At 63.5% G+C, this 16,950-nt stretch carries 20 protein-coding genes; 12 read left to right on the top strand and 8 right to left on the bottom strand.

Annotation, left to right across the window (positions count from 1 at the left end; all coding sequences use genetic code 11):
* Nucleotides 1-25 precede the first annotated feature (25 nt).
* Nucleotides 26-631, bottom strand: a complete 606-nt coding sequence (pdxH, locus tag I3253_RS12285; RefSeq protein WP_197917971.1) for a pyridoxamine 5'-phosphate oxidase — start codon at nucleotides 629-631, stop codon at nucleotides 26-28.
* 120 nt (nucleotides 632-751) lie between these two features.
* Here pdxH and fabI point away from each other — a divergent pair, with 120 nt between their 5' ends.
* The 5 genes from fabI (at nucleotide 752) to trpE (ending at nucleotide 6,829) form a co-directional block, all read left to right on the top strand.
* On the top strand, nucleotides 752-1,570 hold the full coding sequence (gene fabI, locus I3253_RS12280; RefSeq protein ID WP_197917970.1) for an enoyl-ACP reductase FabI: 819 nt from the start codon (nucleotides 752-754) through the stop codon (nucleotides 1,568-1,570).
* A gap of 1 nt (nucleotide 1,571) precedes the next feature.
* Nucleotides 1,572-2,075: a xanthine phosphoribosyltransferase gene (gene gpt / locus I3253_RS12275; RefSeq protein ID WP_197917969.1), complete on the top strand. Its 504-nt coding sequence runs from the start codon at nucleotides 1,572-1,574 to the stop codon at nucleotides 2,073-2,075.
* Nucleotides 2,076-2,203: 128 nt separating this feature from the next.
* Nucleotides 2,204-3,379, top strand: coding sequence for an aminotransferase (locus I3253_RS12270; protein WP_197917968.1), 1,176 nt, complete (start codon nucleotides 2,204-2,206; stop codon nucleotides 3,377-3,379).
* Between the two features lie 78 nt (nucleotides 3,380-3,457).
* Nucleotides 3,458-5,299 carry a SurA N-terminal domain-containing protein gene (locus I3253_RS12265; RefSeq protein WP_197917967.1) on the top strand — a complete coding sequence of 614 codons (1,842 nt, stop codon included), beginning with the start codon at nucleotides 3,458-3,460 and terminating at the stop codon, nucleotides 5,297-5,299.
* Between the two features lie 18 nt (nucleotides 5,300-5,317).
* Complete coding sequence (gene trpE / locus I3253_RS12260) at nucleotides 5,318-6,829, top strand: anthranilate synthase component I (protein WP_197917966.1); 1,512 nt, start codon at nucleotides 5,318-5,320, stop codon at nucleotides 6,827-6,829.
* 118 nt (nucleotides 6,830-6,947) lie between these two features.
* Here the strand turns inward: trpE and I3253_RS12255 are convergent, their stop codons facing one another.
* From I3253_RS12255 to I3253_RS12235, 5 genes are all read right to left on the bottom strand, one after another.
* Entirely contained in the window at nucleotides 6,948-7,139 is a 192-nt protein-coding gene (locus I3253_RS12255; RefSeq protein WP_197917965.1) for a hypothetical protein, read from the bottom strand.
* Nucleotides 7,140-7,315: 176 nt separating this feature from the next.
* Complete coding sequence (locus I3253_RS12250) at nucleotides 7,316-7,561, bottom strand: DUF982 domain-containing protein (RefSeq protein ID WP_232237025.1); 246 nt, start codon at nucleotides 7,559-7,561, stop codon at nucleotides 7,316-7,318.
* Nucleotides 7,562-7,708: 147 nt separating this feature from the next.
* Nucleotides 7,709-7,915, bottom strand: coding sequence for a cold-shock protein (locus tag I3253_RS12245; RefSeq protein WP_197917963.1), 207 nt, complete (start codon nucleotides 7,913-7,915; stop codon nucleotides 7,709-7,711).
* A gap of 359 nt (nucleotides 7,916-8,274) precedes the next feature.
* A complete protein-coding gene (locus I3253_RS12240) occupies nucleotides 8,275-9,081 on the bottom strand; it encodes an alpha/beta fold hydrolase (protein WP_197917962.1) in 807 nt (268 codons plus the stop codon).
* Nucleotides 9,082-9,287: 206 nt separating this feature from the next.
* Nucleotides 9,288-10,655, bottom strand: coding sequence for a polysaccharide deacteylase family 2 protein (locus I3253_RS12235; protein WP_197917961.1), 1,368 nt, complete (start codon nucleotides 10,653-10,655; stop codon nucleotides 9,288-9,290).
* Between the two features lie 145 nt (nucleotides 10,656-10,800).
* Between I3253_RS12235 and I3253_RS12230 the strand changes: the two genes are divergently transcribed.
* The 6 genes from I3253_RS12230 (at nucleotide 10,801) to I3253_RS12205 (ending at nucleotide 15,621) form a co-directional block, all read left to right on the top strand.
* Complete coding sequence (locus I3253_RS12230; protein WP_197917960.1) at nucleotides 10,801-11,394, top strand: anthranilate synthase component II; 594 nt, start codon at nucleotides 10,801-10,803, stop codon at nucleotides 11,392-11,394.
* The gene (trpD, locus tag I3253_RS12225; protein ID WP_197917959.1) at nucleotides 11,391-12,413 is read left to right on the top strand and encodes an anthranilate phosphoribosyltransferase; all 1,023 of its coding nucleotides are present in this window, start codon (nucleotides 11,391-11,393) and stop codon (nucleotides 12,411-12,413) included. The genes I3253_RS12230 and trpD overlap by 4 nt, the downstream gene beginning before the upstream one ends.
* Before the next feature lie 82 nt (nucleotides 12,414-12,495).
* Nucleotides 12,496-13,164, top strand: coding sequence for a uracil-DNA glycosylase (locus I3253_RS12220; RefSeq protein WP_197917958.1), 669 nt, complete (start codon nucleotides 12,496-12,498; stop codon nucleotides 13,162-13,164).
* The gene (gene trpC, locus I3253_RS12215; RefSeq protein WP_197917957.1) at nucleotides 13,161-13,973 is read left to right on the top strand and encodes an indole-3-glycerol phosphate synthase TrpC; all 813 of its coding nucleotides are present in this window, start codon (nucleotides 13,161-13,163) and stop codon (nucleotides 13,971-13,973) included. Before I3253_RS12220 ends, trpC begins: the two co-directional genes overlap by 4 nt.
* Complete coding sequence (gene moaC, locus I3253_RS12210) at nucleotides 13,973-14,449, top strand: cyclic pyranopterin monophosphate synthase MoaC (RefSeq protein ID WP_197917956.1); 477 nt, start codon at nucleotides 13,973-13,975, stop codon at nucleotides 14,447-14,449. Before trpC ends, moaC begins: the two co-directional genes overlap by 1 nt.
* Entirely contained in the window at nucleotides 14,446-15,621 is a 1,176-nt protein-coding gene (locus tag I3253_RS12205; RefSeq protein ID WP_197917955.1) for a molybdopterin molybdotransferase MoeA, read from the top strand. Before moaC ends, I3253_RS12205 begins: the two co-directional genes overlap by 4 nt.
* Nucleotides 15,622-15,625: 4 nt before the next feature.
* Here I3253_RS12205 and hisI read toward each other — a convergent pair whose 3' ends face one another.
* Nucleotides 15,626-15,982 (bottom strand): phosphoribosyl-AMP cyclohydrolase, encoded by a 357-nt coding sequence (gene hisI, locus I3253_RS12200; protein WP_197917954.1) that lies wholly within the window; start codon nucleotides 15,980-15,982, stop codon nucleotides 15,626-15,628.
* A gap of 67 nt (nucleotides 15,983-16,049) precedes the next feature.
* On the opposite strand from hisI, the gene I3253_RS12195 reads away from it, so the two are divergent.
* Complete coding sequence (locus I3253_RS12195; RefSeq protein WP_197917953.1) at nucleotides 16,050-16,502, top strand: iron-sulfur cluster assembly scaffold protein; 453 nt, start codon at nucleotides 16,050-16,052, stop codon at nucleotides 16,500-16,502.
* 232 nt (nucleotides 16,503-16,734) lie between these two features.
* Here the strand turns inward: I3253_RS12195 and I3253_RS20640 are convergent, their stop codons facing one another.
* Nucleotides 16,735-16,857: a hypothetical protein gene (locus I3253_RS20640; protein WP_269648685.1), complete on the bottom strand. Its 123-nt coding sequence runs from the start codon at nucleotides 16,855-16,857 to the stop codon at nucleotides 16,735-16,737.
* Nucleotides 16,858-16,950: the final 93 nt, after the last annotated feature.

The following is a 16,950-nucleotide window of genomic DNA, read 5'->3' as shown; positions in this document are numbered from 1 at the left end:
CTTTGCAATTCACGTCACGTGAGCGTCACGGGTTGAGGCGGTCAATTTCCCAAGCCATTTCAGGGGTTTCCCGGCGCCAGCGGAACCGGTCATGCAGTCGAAACGCACCATCGGCCCAGAACTCGATTTCCAGCGGCACGATACGATAGCCGCCCCAGAACGGCGGCCGTTTCGGATTGGGGCCGTGCCGGGCTGTAATTTTTGCCACTTGCGCCATCAAATCCGTGCGCGATCCCAGCGGTTGGGACTGCCGCGAGGCCCAGGCCCCCAGCCGGCTTTTGAGCGACCGCGACATGTAATAGGCATCCGCCTGCGGCCCCTCTTCTCGCGTGACCCGCCCGCGCACCCGGATCTGGCGCCGCAAGGATTTCCAGTGCATGACAAAGGCCGCCTTGCCGGCGCTGTCGATTTCACGCGCCTTGGCGCTGCCGTAATTGGTATAGAACACAAAGGCCCCGCCCTCGATATCCTTTAGCAGGACCATGCGCGCATTGGGCAGCCCGTCGGCATCCACCGTCGACAGTGCAATCGCGTTGGGATCGTTCATCTCGCTTTTTTCTGCCTCGGCCAGCCAGGCCCGCGCGATGACAAACGGATCGTCGCCTGCAAAAATTCCGGTTCTGTCGCTCATCAGCCTCTCCGCCCGTTTATCGGTGTCGCCGCGCCATTCATGCCGCCCGGCGCACTTGATGCAACAGATTCTATCGCCTAAAGGGGGCTGATAACAAATTTTGCGACGGAGTATTCGGGGATGTCCAATCAACTGATGGCAGGCAAGCGCGGGCTGATCATGGGGCTGGCCAATGACAAGTCGATTGCATGGGGCATCGCCCAGGCCTGTGCCGACGCGGGGGCAGAGCTGGCATTCTCCTATATGGGCGATGCGTTCAGGAAACGTGTCGAACCGCTGGCCGCCAAGCTGGGTGTGGATACGCTGATCGATTGCGACGTGTCCGACCCCGACTCGATCGATACCGCCTTTGCCGGGATCGAGGCGAAATGGGGCAAGCTGGATTTCATCGTGCACGCCATCGGGTTTTCCGACAAGAACGAACTGCGCGGGCGCTATGTGGATACCAGCCGCGACAATTTCCTGATGACGATGGATGTTTCGGTCTATTCCTTCACCGCCGTGATGCAGCGCGCCGAGAAACTGATGGGCCAGGGCGGCAGCGCGCTGACCCTCACCTATTACGGCGCCGAACAGGTGATGCCGCATTACAATGTCATGGGCGTGGCCAAGGCGGCGCTGGAAGCGTCGGTCAAGTACCTGGCCGAGGATCTGGGCAAGGACGGGATCCGCGTCAATGCCATTTCCGCCGGCCCGATCAAGACGCTGGCCGCCAGCGGCATCGGGGATTTCCGCTATATCCTGAAATGGAACGAGCTGAACTCTCCCCTGCGCCGCAACGTGACCATCGAGGATGTGGGCAAGTCCGCCCTCTACCTGCTGTCCGATCTGGGGTCGGGCACCACCGGGGAAAACCTGCATGTGGATGCGGGCTACCACGTGGTCGGCATGAAGGCCGTGGACAGCCCCGACATCGATGTCGCCACCGGGAGGAAATGAGATGAGCGAACGTCTGCCCCACGAGAAAGGGTTTCACATCAGCTGGGACCAGATTCACCGCGACAGCCGCGCGCTGGCCTGGCGGCTGGACGGACATGGCCCGGATGACGGCGCCTGGAAAGCGATCGTCGCCATTACCCGTGGCGGCATGGCCCCGGCGATGATCGTGGCGCGCGAACTGGATGTGCGCACCGTTGATACGATCAGCGTGAAATCCTATCACCATCAAAGCCAGGGTGAGGCCGTCGTGCTGAAATCCCCTGACAAGGAGATGATGGGGGATGGCACCGGCATCCTGGTGGTGGATGATCTGGTGGATTCGGGCAAGACCCTGGAACTGGTGCGCCAGCTTTATCCCAAGGCGCATTTCGCCACGGTATATGCCAAGCCCAAGGGCCGTGCGATGGTGGACACGTTCATCACCGAAGTGTCGCAGGATACGTGGATTTTCTTCCCATGGGACATGGCGTTGCAATATGTCGAACCCTATCGCGGAACGGACTGAGCAATGCCCGTTGCGGCGGCGGGATGCCTCCGGCGGAAGTATTTCCGGCAAAATGAAGAAATGGGGGAATTGCCCCATTCGCGGGCGGCCCTTAGGGTCGCCCGTAATGTTATTGCAAAGGTGAGCCGATGACCCTGCCCCGTACCGCGACAACCTTTGCGCCACCGGTCATGGAGGCGCGCCGCTGGCTGGACGGGATGACTTTCACGCCTCAAATGCCGCTCATCAATGTCAGCCAGGCGGCGCCTGTCGATCCGCCGCCCGCCGCCCTGCGCCAACACATCGCGGAGACGGCGCTGAACCTGGACAAGGCGCATCTTTATGGCCCGGTGCTGGGCCTGCCCGATCTGCGCGCCGAAGTGGCGCGCCAGTGGTCGACGGCCTATGGCGGCGAGATCAACGCGGCAAATGTTGCGATCACGTCGGGCTGCAACCAGGCGTTCTGCGCGGCGATCACGGCCCTGGCTGGCGAAGGCGACGAGATCATTTTACCCACCCCGTGGTATTTCAATCACAAGATGTGGCTGGACATGGCGGGTCTGAAAGCGGTGCCGCTGGCCACGGGGGACGATCTGCTGCCCGATCCGGACCGCGCCGCCGCGCTGATTACATCGCGCACCCGCGCCATTGTGCTGGTCACGCCGAACAATCCGGGCGGCGTGGAGTACCCGGGCAAGCTGGTACAGGCGTTCCTGGAATTGGCCCGCGCGCGGGGCGTGCGGCTGATCGTCGATGAAACCTACCGGGACTTCCACAAGCAAAGCGGCGCACCGCATGGCCTGTTCCGCGATCCGGACTGGGCCGATACGCTGATCCAGCTGTATTCCTTTTCCAAGGCCTATCGACTGACCGGGCACCGCGTGGGCGCCATGGTGGCCGATCCGGCTTTGCTTGGCCAGGTCGAGAAGTTTCTCGACACCGTCACCATCTGCCCCAACCAGCTGGGCCAGCACGCCGCCCTTTGGGGCATGCGCAACCTGTCGCAATGGCTGGCCGGCGAGCGCGACGAGATTCTCGACCGGCGCGCCGCGATTGGCGAAGCGATGCCGCGCCTGACCGCACGGGGCTGGCGCCTGATGGGAGCCGGGGCCTATTTCGCCTATCTGGAACACCCGTTCGACATGCCCTCGGACCAGCTTGCCCCGGCGCTGGTGCGCGATCACCACCTGTTGTGCCTGCCGGGCACCATGTTCATGCCTGGTTCCGATCCGGCGGGCCGGAATCAGCTTCGGATTGCCTTTGCCAATGTCGATCGGGCCGGAATCGGCACGCTGTTCGCGCGGCTTGCCCGGGCGTCCTATTGACCTGCCCCTTGCCCCCCTTCCAGCAACCGCGTAGACATCCGCGAAACCGATGAAATCACCAACCCGCAGGGGGCGCGAATGTCCAAGGGAAAAACCTCGAAAACTCTGGTCTGGATCCTCATGGCCTTGCTCATACTGGGCCTGGGGGGCTTTGGCGTGACCAACCTGTCCGGCGCCGTGCGCACCGTTGGGGATGTGAATGGCAAGGAAATCACGATCAACGAATATGCCCGTGCGCTTCGCGACGAAATGCGTTCGCTCGAGGCCCAGACCGGGCAGACGATCACCTTTGCCCAGGCCCAGACATTCGGATTGGAACGGGCCGTGCTGGGCCAGTTGGTGGTGCGCAAGGGGATGGAAGCCGAGGCCGATCGCATCGGGATTTCCATTGGCGACGAGAATCTGCGCCGCGAGCTTCTGGCCATTCCCGCATTCCAGGGGCTGGATGGCGGCTTTGACCGTGACGCCTATTCCTTTGCCATGGATCAGGCCGGCATCAATGAACGCGCGTTCGAGGATGGCGTGCGGGCGCAGGCGGCGCTCAACCTGCTTCAGGGGGCCATAGTGTCGGGCGTGTCCATGCCCGCATCCTATGCTGACACGCTGATCAACTATGTGGGCGAGCAACGTGATTTCACCTGGGTTCGGCTTGGGGCCGACAACCTCACGCGCCCCGTTCCCGCGCCGACGGAAGAAGATATCACCACGTATTACGAGGCGGCTCAGGACAAGTACATGATTCCGGCCACGCGCCAGATAACCTATGTCTGGCTCAGCCCCGAAATGATCATCGACAGTGTCGAGATCGACGAAGATACGTTGCGGGCGCTGTATGACGAGCGCGATGCCGAGTTCAACCGCCCCGAACGGCGCCTTGTCGAACGTCTGGTTTTTCCCGATCTCGCCTCCGCCGAAACCGCGAGGGCCCAGCTGGATGCGGGCCAGACCAGCTTTGAAGAGCTGGTTCAGGGGCGCGGGCTTGACCTGTCGGATGTGGACATGGGCGATGTCGCCAAGGACGATCTGGACGAGGCTGGCGAGACGGTGTTCGCAGAACCGATCGGGGCGCTGGCCGGGCCGGTGGATACCGAACTTGGCGCGGCCCTGTTTCGGATCAATGGTGTGCTTCCGGCCCTGTCTGTCAGCTTTGAGGACGCCCGCGCGGAACTGCGCGAAGAACTGGCCGCCGAGCGCGCGCGCCGTCTGATCGATTCACAGATCAGCGATGTCGACGATCTGCTGGCCGCCGGTGCCACGCTGGAGGAACTGGCCGCCGAATCCGACATGCAGATGGGCACGTTGGACTGGCACGAGGGCGCAGAAGAGGACATCGCGGGCTACGAGGCGTTCCGCGCCCTCGCCGCAACCGTGACGGCGGATGATTTCCCGCAGGTCGAAACGCTTGAAGATGGCGGAATCTTCGCGCTGCGTCTGGACGGCGAAACCGCCGCCCACCCGGCCCCGCTTGCCGATGTGCGCGATCAGGTCGCCACCGACTGGCGCGACGCGCAGATCGCAACGCGGCTGGAAGAGCTTGTGACCCGGCTGAAGCCGCGTCTGGAGGCCGGGACTGATTTCACCTCGTTCGGCTTCAATGCCATCGTGGAAACCGGTCAGGATCGTTCGGCATTTGTGCCGGGCACACCGGCGGACTTCATGCCACAGGTGTTCCAGATGCAGCCCGGAGAGCTCCGTGTGATCCCGGACACCGCCGGGTTGGTTCTGGTTCGCCTGGACGGCGTCACCATGCCGTCACCTGACGCGCCCGAGGTGGCCTCTGTCGCGGACGGGATCACCCAACAGCTTTCGGCCGGCATCTCCCAGGACATCTTCGAGGCCTATGCCCAAAGCCTGCAAGCGATGTATTCGGTCACGATCAACCAGCAGGCACTGAACGCAGTGCATGCCCAGATGCAATAAGCCGAAAGGGCCGCCGCCTTGGATCTCGTCCCTTCCTTCGAGGATTTCGCCCGGGCCTATGACGCGGTACAGAACCAGGTGGTGTATACCCGCCTGGCCGCCGACCTGGACACGCCGGTATCCTTGATGCTCAAACTGACCGGCGCCCACAAGGATGCCTTCATGCTGGAATCCGTGACCGGTGGCGAGGTGCGCGGGCGCTATTCCATCATCGGAATGAAGCCCGATCTGATCTGGCAATGTCATGGATCCAGCAGCCGGATCAACCGTGCAGCGCGTTTTGATCCGGACGGGTTTCAGCCCCAGGACGGCAACCCGCTGACCAATCTGCGCGCCCTGATCGGGGAAAGCCGGATCGACCTGCCCGAAGACCTGCCACAGGCTGCCGCCGGGCTGTTCGGCTTTCTGGGCTATGACATGATCCGGCTGGTCGAACATTTGCCCAACGTCAATCCCGATCCTTTGGGCCTGCCCGATGCCTGCATGATGCGACCCTCGGTGGTGGCCGTTCTGGATGGGGTCAAGGGCGACGTGACGGTGGTCTCTCCGGCCTGGGTCAGCGACGGCCAATCGGCCAAGGCCGCCTATGCCCAGGCCGCCGAGCGGGTGATGGACGCGGTGCGCGATCTGGAACGCGCCATGCCCCAGGCCGCCCGCGATCTGGGCGACGCCGATGAAATCGCGCCGCCGGTGTCCAACTTCACCAAAGAAGGCTACATGGCCGCCGTGGAAAAGGCCAAGGACTATATCCGCGCGGGCGACATCTTTCAGGTGGTCCCGGCGCAACGCTGGACACAAGAGTTCCGCCAGCCACCGTTTGCGCTTTACCGTTCCCTGCGCCGCACCAACCCGTCGCCTTTCATGTTCTATTTCAACTTCGGCGGCTACCAGGTGATCGGTGCCAGCCCCGAAATTCTCGTGCGGGTCTTCGGTAACGAAGTCACCATCCGTCCCATCGCCGGCACCCGCCCGCGCGGCGCCACCCCCGAGGAAGACAAGGCACTGGAGGCCGATCTGCTGGCCGACAAGAAAGAGCTGGCCGAACATCTGATGCTGCTTGATCTGGGTCGCAACGATACCGGGCGCGTGTCCAAAATCGGCACCGTGCGCCCGACCGAGCAATTTATCATCGAACGCTACAGCCACGTGATGCACATTGTTTCCAACGTCGTCGGCGAACTGGCCGACGACAAGGACGCGCTCGACGCCTTCTTTGCCGGCATGCCCGCAGGCACGGTCTCCGGCGCCCCCAAGGTGCGCGCCATGGAAATCATCGACGAGTTGGAGCCGGAAAAACGCGGCATCTATGGCGGCGGCGTGGGCTATTTCAGCTCGGGTGGCGACATGGATATCTGTATCGCCCTGCGCACCGCGATCGTGAAGGACCAGAAACTCTATATTCAGGCCGGTGGCGGTGTCGTCTATGACAGCGACCCCGAGGCGGAATATATGGAGACCGTGCACAAATCCAACGCCATCCGCCGCGCGGCGGCCGATGCGGCGCGCTTTTCCGGTAATGGCAACGGGTGACATCCCCTCGCCCTCGGTGAGGGCTGGGTTTCGTCAAAGCCCCGGAAGCAGAGCGTGATTCAGCCGACGCCAAACTGACATGGCCGGCGTATATGCGACAAAACCGGGTGTCGCCAGCCTATTTGGCGGTCGTTTTGGCGGCCGTGGCCCGGGGCTTTGCCCGCGCGCGGCCGGGTTTCGCGGCAACTGTGTCTTCTGGTGTCGCGGCCTCTCTTTCCAGACGGGCCTTGCGAAGACGGGAGGTTTTCAGCAGGCGTTGTTCCGCTTCTTCGTCAATGATTCCACGCACAATGCGCGTGGTCTTGTCCATCAGCGTTTCCGCGCGCGGGGGCGCGGGTTTGAACAATGTCGTTTTTGTAAGCCTGGTCATCTGTACGTCTCCTCAACGGACGGTTTCTTCGGGGGCACACCAATTTGCCGCAAATGGAGCAACAGGCGCGTTCCACGGGGGGTGTCTTGCGCCTGGCCGGGGCAGATCCAGCGGCATCAGGGGCTGTTGGCCGGTCCCGCGTTTGGCGTGTCGGGTTTGAAACCGGCGGTCCGTGCCGCCGAAACAAACGCCTCGCGCGCCACGCCAACCGGTATCAGGCACGACATCGCGGCATCGATCTGCTCGATTGCGAATTCTCTGCACGAATCGGCCACCGGCCATTTCTTGCGAAGCCAATAGGACGCCTGCTCGATCGTTGTGAATTGCTGAGTGCCGCCTGCGGGGGACAGGACAAAGGTCATTGGATTTCCCCAGTTAAGTTCGATCACGTTTTTCTTTCCAATCGGTTTTCGGGATTGGCCGCAGTGACACGCACCAGGCCAGATCATGGGAACTGGCGGGAACAGCGCATTCGCCGCATCCGCCTTGAAATCTGCCGGAACCTTGGCTCAGGCCAGCGCGAGATTGAACGCAGTGTCACGCCCCTCGCGGTCGCTCTCGATGTCGAATGTCACGTTCTTTCCTTCATCCAATGGATGAAGTCCGGCCCGCTCCAGCGCGCAGACATGGACAAAAATTCCCTTCGAACCATGCGCGGGGGCGATATAGCCAGAGCCTTTTTGGGTGTTGGACCATTTAACGCTGCCATTGGCCATCGTGTTGTCTCCTGAAATCGATTGCCATCCACACAACGTGACAGCCCGGCCCAGTGTCGTCATAGGATCAACTGGGGCCATCAGGAAACAGAAGGTCATAAGAAGAAGCTTGCGCTCCTGAGATAAGAGGCCAACGCGCAAATTTCAAGAGATCGGGCCGCCGCCGTGAAAAGAATGCAGCACCGGGATGCATCTCAAGCCGCTTTGCCTCCCGGACCGCTTGCGCGGCGGCAGATACGGAACGACCGCTCCCCGGCCTTCTTTCCGGCCTTCGTGACATGCGCGTATCCATATACCAGACACCGCCGCACATCCGGCCAGGGAGCGCCGGGACAGGGTCGGATCCGGCAAGACAGCGTCTACCCAACGCGCGCCAGAAACGCCTCCATCGCGGCATTCACCGCCAACGGTTCCTCAATCGTCGAACTGTGCCCCGCCCGTGGCAGCCGCACCAGCTCGGATCCGCCGATCGCCGCGTGCATCCGTTCGGATTTTTCCGGCACGGTCGCCACGTCCTCTTCCCCCACCACGATCAGCGTTGGCAGGTCGATCTTGCCCAGTTCCGGCAGGATCGGCGCACGCTTTACCACGCCCATCACCGCCCGCGTGATTCCGATCCGGTGATTGGCGATCATCGCCGCCTTCCAGCGCGCCCTCTCTGCGGCGCGCGCCGGATCGTTCAGAAAAGTCTGGCCAAACATGATCGGCATCACCTGCCCGGCCACTGCCCACAGCCCGATCCAGCGCGCGACAAAGTTCAGCCGCCTGTATTTCGGCCCGTTCTCTTCCGGTTCCCCATCCGCCGAGGTCTCCAGCAGGATCAGCGATTTCAACAGCCGGGGATGGCGCGCCGCCAGCCGCATGCCGACAAAGCCGCCCATCGACAGCCCCGCAAAGTGGCACGGCGCCACCCCAAGATGCGCGATCAGCTGCGCCGCATCCTCGCTCAGCGTGTCCATGTCATAGCCCGAGTCCGTCACGCCGCTCTGCCCCTGCCCGCGATGGTCAAAGGTGATGCATCGAAATCCGAGATTGCTGAAATGGTCCACCTGCGCGGCGAACATCTCGCCGCTCCACAGCAACCCGTGCGAGAACACGATCGCCGCGCCATCCCCTCCGGTGTCCGTGTAGTGAATTCGCGCTCCGTTCAGATCCGCATAGGGCATTCGACGACCTCCTTGTCGAATCGGGTCAAAGTGCGACCGTACCACACCCAATCCCAGGTCCTGCCATCCCGTTGATGCCCCGCACGCCGCCAAAACCACGCATATCAGTGTAACCGCGCCGCCGCGATACCGACATGATACCGACGCGCTGCCGATCCGCGTTCACAAACAAAATCAACCTGTTAACGATGATTCGGCACAAGAGGTCAGTCGATGGTGTTCAACGCCGCCGACACCGGCGCCAGCGCCACGGTTCGGGCCCGGTCCTGCAAGCCCCACAATAACAGGGCAGAAACCGTTTCCGCACGCAACCGGCCCAGCATCACCACACCGTCTTCCTGCCCGGCCTTGAAAGCCGCCTGATCCAGGAACCGCCGCATCACGACCTCTGATTGGCCCTTGCTGTCAAAATCCCGAAACACCGTGGCCGACGGCACGCCCGCCTTGGCCGCCAGTTTCTGCGCCGTGTTCAGACCGTTGGGCAACATCAGCAGCCCATAGCCCGCCTGCGCCAGCACCTCCGACACCTGGTCCGACACGGGCTTGCTGCCTTGCAAGCCGTCCCCAAGCCCCTCTATCACCGCGACCGCCTCGGGCATGACCGACAGATGCGCGGCCATCGCCACCTCGACATCGGCGGGCGCGGCCGCGCCCGGTATATCGATCATGGCCAGAACCTCAAACCCACGCGCCCGATATTGCGCCGCTTTTTCAGAAGCTTGCGGGTCAAGCGTGGAAATCGCGATACTCAGCGGGTAGGGAAAGGCCGACAGCGCGTCCAGATCCACGCCGCCATCCCCCAGATCCACCAGCACAATCGCCATTATCGGTTTGCCCTCTGGGTTTTCCAGCGGTTCGGCATTGGCCAGAACCGGGCGCAGCACCGGGGCTTGTGTCGCCGTGGGCTCGGCCTGCGCGCCATCCCCGGCAATGGTTGGCAGCCGTTCCGATTTGCGCTGCGGGAATGCCTTGCCCAGGTCGCCGGCCGGTTTCATCACCGGGGCATCCTCCGGTTCGGGCGGCGGTGCGCCGGCTTCGGCCTCGGGTGTCAGATCGGCTGTTTCGGCACTGTCCTCGGCAGGTTGCGGCGTGGGAAACGCCTCCTCTTCGACAACCTCCGGCACCTGAGGCTGGGGCGGGTTTGTCGAGATCGAGGGGTCCTCCTCGGCGTCCGGGGCATCCGGGGTTTCGGCCTGCGGATTGGGCAGGACCGGGCTATCCCCCACAACCCGCACCGCACCGCCCTCGTCCGGGTTCTCCGGCGCGTTCAGATCCGCCTCTGGCCCGCCCGTTTCCGGACGCGGCGCGGGATCGGTATCTGCCAGCGGCGGCGCCTCGCCTTCCGCCGGCGCGGCGGCATCCGGCTTGGCCGGACCGTCCACCGCGGCATCCGCCCGCGACGTACCTTCCAGCGCGCCCGCGGTCTCGGGTTCCGTGGCCCCCGCTGTCCCCTGCACTGCCGATGTCTGCGGTGTCACGGTTGCGGGCAACGGTGCCAGCAGCGACGCGGCACCGACCACGATCAGCACGACAATTCCGCCCCAGATGATCCCCGACAAAAATCCACGCAACATGTGTCCTGCCCTCTGCTTGGCCCTGTTTTTCGGGGCGATCCTGCCCGCGCCCCCCTTGACCCTCATCGTCAAGCCTGAACATGTATACCGCGACGTTGGCCCCGGCCTCCACCCCTTTCGCACCTTTGGGACAAGAACCAGGAAAATGCTGCTTCTCATCGATAATTACGACAGCTTCACCTACAACCTCGTGCATTATCTGGGCGAACTGGGGGCCGATGTGCAGGTCTGGCGCAACGACGCGCTGACAGTACAGGACGCAATGGGCTTGAACCCGGCAGGAATTCTTCTGTCGCCCGGCCCCTGCGACCCGGATCAGGCCGGTATCTGCCTGGCCCTGACCAGGGCCGCAGCCGAGACAAGAACCCCTCTGATGGGGGTCTGTCTGGGCCATCAGACCATCGGCCAGGCCTTTGGCGGCAAGGTGGTGCGCTGCCACGAGATCGTGCATGGCAAGATGGGCGTGATGCACCACACCGGCAAGGGTGTCTTCTCTGGCCTGCCCAGCCCGTTCGAGGCCACGCGCTACCATTCCCTGGTGGTGGATCGCGCCACCCTGCCCGACTGCCTTGAAATCACCGCGGAACTTGAGGACGGTACCATCATGGGCCTGCAACACCGCGACCTGCCGATCCAGGGCGTGCAGTTCCATCCTGAATCCATCAAGTCCGAACACGGCCACGCCATGCTGGCGAATTTTCTCGACATGATGCCCAAGACCGAAGGCGTGCCCGCATGATTGACGACATCAAACCCCTTATCGGCGCTGCGGCCGACCGCCCGCTGACCCGCGCCGAGGCCGAAGCCGCCTTTACTTTCCTGTTCGAAGGCGAGGCCACCCCGTCCCAGATCGGCGGCCTGCTGATGGCGCTGCGCACCCGGGGCGAAACCGTGGATGAATATGCCGCCGCCGCCGCCGTGATGCGCGCCAAATGCAACGCCGTGAAGGCACCCAAAGGCGCGATGGATATTGTCGGCACAGGTGGTGACGGCAAACACACGCTCAATATCTCGACGGCCACCGCCTTTGTCGTGGCCGGCGCCGGCGTGCCCGTGGCCAAACACGGCAACCGCAACCTGTCGTCCAAATCCGGCACAGCCGACGTGCAGACCCAGATGGGCATCAACGTGATGGTCGGACCGGACGTGGTGGAAAAGGCACTGGCGACCTGCGGCATCGCCTTCATGATGGCACCGATGCACCACCCGGCCATGGCCCATGTCGGCCCCGTGCGGGCCGAACTGGGCACGCGCACGATCTTCAATATCCTCGGCCCGCTGACCAATCCGGCCGGGGCCAAACGGCAACTGACCGGCGCCTTCACCCGTGGCCTGATCCGCCCCATGGCGGAAACACTGGGACAGCTTGGCAGCGAACGCGCCTGGCTGGTGCACGGCTCTGACGGCACGGATGAGCTGACCATCACCGGGATCAGCTGGGTCGCCGCGCTGGAGGAAGACGGCAGCATTCACGAAACCGAACTGCACCCCGAGGATGCGGGGCTGCCGGTGCACCCTTTCGAGGATATCGTCGGCGGCACGCCCGAGGACAACGCCAATGCCTTCCGCGCCCTGCTGGGGTGCGCGCAATCGGCCTATCGCGACGCCGTCCTGCTGAACGCCGCCGCCGCGCTGGTGGTGGCTGGCGCCGCAGGCGATCTGCGCCAGGGCGTGACCATGGCGCGGGAAAGCATCGACAGCGGCGCGGCCCGCGCCAAGGTCGAGGCGCTGGCCAAAGTCACCTCGGCGGCGGCTTGAGCGCAATGCGGAATGAGCCGCGCATCGCTGCCACGCGCGCACGCAGCCGGTCGCTGTCCGGCACCACACCCGGACCGGCCCAATGACCCCACCATCCGCCTGGTCCCACCTGCCCTTCTTCACCGACACCTTGCCCGGCATCAAGACGGCACTGGCCACGGAAACGCGCGCCATCCTGCCGCCAGCGTCCCAACGCTTTGCCGCGCTCGACCAGACCCCACCCGGCGCCGTGCGTGTCGTGATCCTCGGCCAGGACCCCTACCCGACTCCGGGCCACGCCCACGGGCTGGCCTTTTCGGTCGCTCCCGATCTGCACCCCCTGCCGCGCTCGCTTAACAATATCTTCAGGGAAATGCGCGACGATCTCGGATCGGCGCCCGCCACCGGCGATTTGCGTTTTTGGGCCGCCCAGGGCGTTCTGCTGCTTAACACCGTATTAACCGTTCCGGCCGGAGAGGCGAACGGGCACAGGGCGCTTGGCTGGCAATCGCTGGCGCATCAGGTGCTGAAAGAGGTGTCACAGCGCCCCACCGCCTTTGTTCTTTGGGGAAAACAGGCCCAGGCCCTTGCACCTCACATTTCATCCCCTAAAACTGGCGCCAACCGTGACAGCGGCCATCTGATGATCGAAACCGCCCATCCTTCGCCGCTTTCGGCGCGGCGCGGCTTTTTCGGCTCCCGGCCCTTTTCGCGCATCAATTCCTGGCTTGCCGCCCGCGGCGAGCAAGACATAAACTGGACCAATCAATGACTGAAACCGTTCTCGACCGGATCAAGGCTTACAAGCTGGAAGAAATTGCCGCCGACAAGGCCGCCAAACCGCTTGAATCGGTCGAGGCCGACGCGCGCGAGGCCGGTCCGGTGCGCGGGTTTGCCGACGCGCTGCGCATGGCGTCGCGCACCGGCTATGGTCTGATCGCCGAGATCAAGAAAGCCTCGCCCTCCAAGGGCCTGATCCGCGCCGATTTCAATCCGCCCGAACTGGCCCGCGCCTATCAGGCGGGCGGCGCCACTTGCCTTTCGGTGCTGACCGACGCGCCCAGCTTTCAGGGGGACAAATCCTTTTTGACAGCCGCGCGCGATGCCACCGGCCTGCCTGCGCTGCGCAAGGATTTCATGTATGACACCTATCAGGTTGCCGAGGCGCGCGCGCTGGGGGCCGACTGTATCCTGATCATCCTCGCCTCAGTCAGCGACTCGCAGGCGCAAGAGCTTGAAGACGCGGCCTTTTCCTGGGGCATGGATGTTCTTCTCGAAGTCCACAACCAGGAAGAGCTTGACCGCGCCAGCCTGCTCAAATCCGAACTGATGGGCATCAACAACCGTAATCTCAAGACCTTCGAGACCACGCTCGACACAACCCGCCAACTGTCCAAGCGCGTGCCCGCCGACCGGCTTATCGTGTCCGAAAGCGGGCTCAACACCCCCGCCGATCTGGCCGACATGGCCCGCTATGGCGCCCGCATCTTCCTGATCGGCGAAAGCCTCATGCGTCAGGACGACGTGGCCAGGGCCACAAGCGGCCTGTTGGCCAACCCACTGACCGCGGGGGCGATGTGATGGCCGGTCTCACACATTTCGACGGCAAGGGCGACGCCCATATGGTCGATGTTTCCGAAAAGGCGGTGACAAGCCGCGTCGCCACCGCCGAAGGCTGGGTGAAGATGGCGCGGGAAACCTTTGATATCATTACCGAAGGCCGTGCCAAGAAGGGGGATGTTCTGGGCGTGGCCCGGCTGGCCGGGATCATGGGCGCCAAACAATGTGCCAGCCTGATCCCGCTTTGCCACCCGTTGCCGATCACCAAAGTGTCGGTCGAACTGGCCCCCGATGCCGCCTTGCCCGGCATCCGCATCCAGGCCACGGTCAAGACCACCGGCCAGACCGGCGTTGAAATGGAGGCCCTCACCGCCGTCAACATTGCCGCGCTCACCGTCTATGACATGTCCAAGGCCGTGGACAAGGCGATGGAGATCGGAGGCATCCGCGTGATCCTCAAGGATGGCGGCAAATCGGGGCGGTACGAGGCACCATGATCTCCGTCAGCGAGGCTCTGAATCACCTCTTTGCGCTGGCGGCACCGCTGCCGGCCGAATCCGTGGCCCTTGCCCAGGCCAATGGCCGTGTTCTGGCGGCCCCCGTGCGCGCCGCGCGCGACCAGCCGCCTTTTGCCTCATCCGCCATGGACGGCTATGCAATCGTCGCGGACGGCGCCGCCCCCGGCGCGCGCTATACCGTGATCGGCGAAGCCGCCGCCGGCCACGCCTTTGACGGCTCGGTCGGTCCCGGCCAGGCCGTGCGTATCTTTACCGGCGCCCCGGTGCCGGCGGGCGCCAGCCGCGTCATCATCCAGGAGGATGTCATCCGCGACGGCGATACCATCACCCTGTCGGACAAACTCGACCAGGGGTTTCACATCCGCCCCCTGGGCGGTGATTTCCTTTCCGGTCAACAGGTTACAGCCCCGCGCACCCTGCGCCCCGCCGATATTGCCCTGCTGGCCGCAATGAACGTCGCCACCGTGCCCGTCACCCGCAAACCCCGCATTGCCATCCTGTCCACCGGTGACGAACTGGTCATGCCCGGCGAAAATCCCGGCCCCGACCAGATCATCGCCTCCAACAGTTTCGGGCTTCAGGCGATGCTGCGCGATCACGGCGCCGATATGCGCATGTTGCCCATCGCCCGCGACAATCGCGCCGCGCTGGAAATGGCCTTTTCGCTGGTGGATGATGCCGACCTGCTGCTCACCATCGGCGGCGCTTCGGTGGGCGATCACGATCTGGTCGGCGAGGTTGCCGCCGGTCTGGGAATGCAGCGCAGCTTCTACAAGATCGCCATCCGCCCCGGAAAGCCGCTCATGGCCGGGCGACTGGCCAATGGTGCCATGATGATCGGCCTGCCGGGCAACCCGGTTTCGGCCATGGTGTGCGGTCATGTTTTCGTGCTGCCGGTGCTGCGCGCCATGCTGGGCCTTGGCGCCGCCCTGGCGCCCGAACTCCGCGCGCCGCTGGCCGCCCCGGTCGGTCCGAACGGCCCGCGTCAGCACTATATGCGCGCCCGTCTGGACAACGGCACCCTCACCGTGTTCGACAATCAGGACAGCTCGCTTCTCTCCGTGCTGGCCCGGGCCAATGCGTTGGCAATCCGCCCGCCAAATGACCCGGCGCAACCGGCCGGCAGCGAACTGACCTATCTGCCGATCTGAGCCGTCATTCCGGCTGCATCAGTTCCACCTCGTCCCCCGCGCGCACCGCCGTGAAAAAACAGCTGCGCCGGTTGGTGTGGCAGGCCGGACCGGTCTGGTTCACCGTCACCAGAATACAGTCGCGATCACAATCAACGCGCAGATCCACCAGGCTTTGCACATGGCCCGAGCTTTCGCCCTTGATCCAGAACGCCTGACGCGAGCGGCTCCAATAGGTCACGCGCCCGGTTTGCAGCGTGCGCGTCACCGCCTCGGCATTCATCCAGGCCATCATCAGGATTTCGCCGCTTTCAGCGTCCTGCGCAATCGCCGGGATCAGCCCGGCCTCGTTATAGGTCAGTGACTTTGGATCAAATCCCATACCATTGTCCCCTTTGCATCGCGGCTTTTGCCCTCTATCTAGGAATCAGGCAACAAAGGAAACCGCGATGTCCGGCGACAACGACCTGATCAAGCTTTATTCGGGACAAATCCTGCAACTCGCCGCCGCGATTCCCCATACCGACCGGCTGACCTCCCCTGACGCGACCGTCAAGAAACGCTCGCCGCTTTGCGGCTCTACGGTCACGGTGGATATCGTCGTGCGGGACGGGCGGGTTACGGAATTCGGGCAAGACGTTAAGGCCTGTGCCCTTGGACAGGCCGCCGCCGCCGTGGTGGGTGCCAATGTGATCGGCCGAAATCGCGAGGAAATCGAAACCGCGCGCGACGCGCTCAAGGCCATGCTCAAACAGGACGGGCCGGCCCCAGCCGCCCCCTTTGACGGGCTCCAGGTGCTGCGCCCGGCGCGCGATTACAAGAACCGCCATGCATCGATCCTGCTGTCGCTGGAAGCCACGGCCGAGGCGATGGAACGCGCAGAACAGGCCAACTGTGCCTGACCGGCCCGCCCGGTTAACCACATCATAACCCGGACAGCATAAAAAAACCGCCGCACTCTCATGCGAGAGGCGGCGGCAGTCATTGCGTCTTTACGTGGGACCCGGTCCATCCCTGAAGGGGAATTGAGGCAGAACCCTTCGGGACTTGGGACAGGCAGTGTCAGTCGAACCGCATCAACAAATGGGGACAGGATGCGGAGGATGGACCGGCGTAAAGGCCGCAGGCAGAAATTCAGACAAAGCCGGGCACGTGCAGCGCCACAACCATCATGACAACAACAGCAACCCCGCCAACAGCGTCTTGAATCAGCGTGGCGCGTGAATTGCGGATCACGGTTTTGATCTGATACATCATCGGGCTGCTCCTGCTCTCGTTTATCTTGTTGCCACTTTGTTCTCATATCCTTAACGCTCTGTAAAGAACTTTTTGAGAACATTTGAGAACATT

The organism is Thiosulfatihalobacter marinus (assembly GCF_016019955.1).
GTDB classification, from domain to species: domain Bacteria; phylum Pseudomonadota; class Alphaproteobacteria; order Rhodobacterales; family Rhodobacteraceae; genus Shimia; species Shimia marinus_A.
The sequence above is the reverse complement of the archived record's forward strand: the minus strand, read 5'-3'. Positions and strand labels throughout refer to the sequence as shown.

What these genes read in the sequence shown, in the direction of transcription:
- pdxH (WP_197917971.1), bottom strand. Translation starts at nt 631, where the DNA reads ATGAGCGACAGAACCGGAATTTTTGCAGGCGACGATCCGTTTGTCATC.
- fabI (WP_197917970.1), top strand. Translation starts at nt 752, where the DNA reads ATGTCCAATCAACTGATGGCAGGCAAGCGCGGGCTGATCATGGGGCTG.
- gpt (WP_197917969.1), top strand. Translation starts at nt 1,572, where the DNA reads ATGAGCGAACGTCTGCCCCACGAGAAAGGGTTTCACATCAGCTGGGAC.
- I3253_RS12270 (WP_197917968.1), top strand. Translation starts at nt 2,204, where the DNA reads ATGACCCTGCCCCGTACCGCGACAACCTTTGCGCCACCGGTCATGGAG.
- I3253_RS12265 (WP_197917967.1), top strand. Translation starts at nt 3,458, where the DNA reads ATGTCCAAGGGAAAAACCTCGAAAACTCTGGTCTGGATCCTCATGGCC.
- I3253_RS12255 (WP_197917965.1), bottom strand. Translation starts at nt 7,139, where the DNA reads ATGGACAAGACCACGCGCATTGTGCGTGGAATCATTGACGAAGAAGCG.
- I3253_RS12250 (WP_232237025.1), bottom strand. Translation starts at nt 7,561, where the DNA reads ATGACCTTTGTCCTGTCCCCCGCAGGCGGCACTCAGCAATTCACAACG.
- I3253_RS12245 (WP_197917963.1), bottom strand. Translation starts at nt 7,915, where the DNA reads ATGGCCAATGGCAGCGTTAAATGGTCCAACACCCAAAAAGGCTCTGGC.
- I3253_RS12240 (WP_197917962.1), bottom strand. Translation starts at nt 9,081, where the DNA reads ATGCCCTATGCGGATCTGAACGGAGCGCGAATTCACTACACGGACACC.
- I3253_RS12235 (WP_197917961.1), bottom strand. Translation starts at nt 10,655, where the DNA reads ATGTTGCGTGGATTTTTGTCGGGGATCATCTGGGGCGGAATTGTCGTG.
- I3253_RS12230 (WP_197917960.1), top strand. Translation starts at nt 10,801, where the DNA reads ATGCTGCTTCTCATCGATAATTACGACAGCTTCACCTACAACCTCGTG.
- trpD (WP_197917959.1), top strand. Translation starts at nt 11,391, where the DNA reads ATGATTGACGACATCAAACCCCTTATCGGCGCTGCGGCCGACCGCCCG.
- I3253_RS12220 (WP_197917958.1), top strand. Translation starts at nt 12,496, where the DNA reads ATGACCCCACCATCCGCCTGGTCCCACCTGCCCTTCTTCACCGACACC.
- trpC (WP_197917957.1), top strand. Translation starts at nt 13,161, where the DNA reads ATGACTGAAACCGTTCTCGACCGGATCAAGGCTTACAAGCTGGAAGAA.
- moaC (WP_197917956.1), top strand. Translation starts at nt 13,973, where the DNA reads ATGGCCGGTCTCACACATTTCGACGGCAAGGGCGACGCCCATATGGTC.
- I3253_RS12205 (WP_197917955.1), top strand. Translation starts at nt 14,446, where the DNA reads ATGATCTCCGTCAGCGAGGCTCTGAATCACCTCTTTGCGCTGGCGGCA.
- hisI (WP_197917954.1), bottom strand. Translation starts at nt 15,982, where the DNA reads ATGGGATTTGATCCAAAGTCACTGACCTATAACGAGGCCGGGCTGATC.
- I3253_RS12195 (WP_197917953.1), top strand. Translation starts at nt 16,050, where the DNA reads ATGTCCGGCGACAACGACCTGATCAAGCTTTATTCGGGACAAATCCTG.
- I3253_RS20640 (WP_269648685.1), bottom strand. Translation starts at nt 16,857, where the DNA reads ATGATGTATCAGATCAAAACCGTGATCCGCAATTCACGCGCCACGCTG.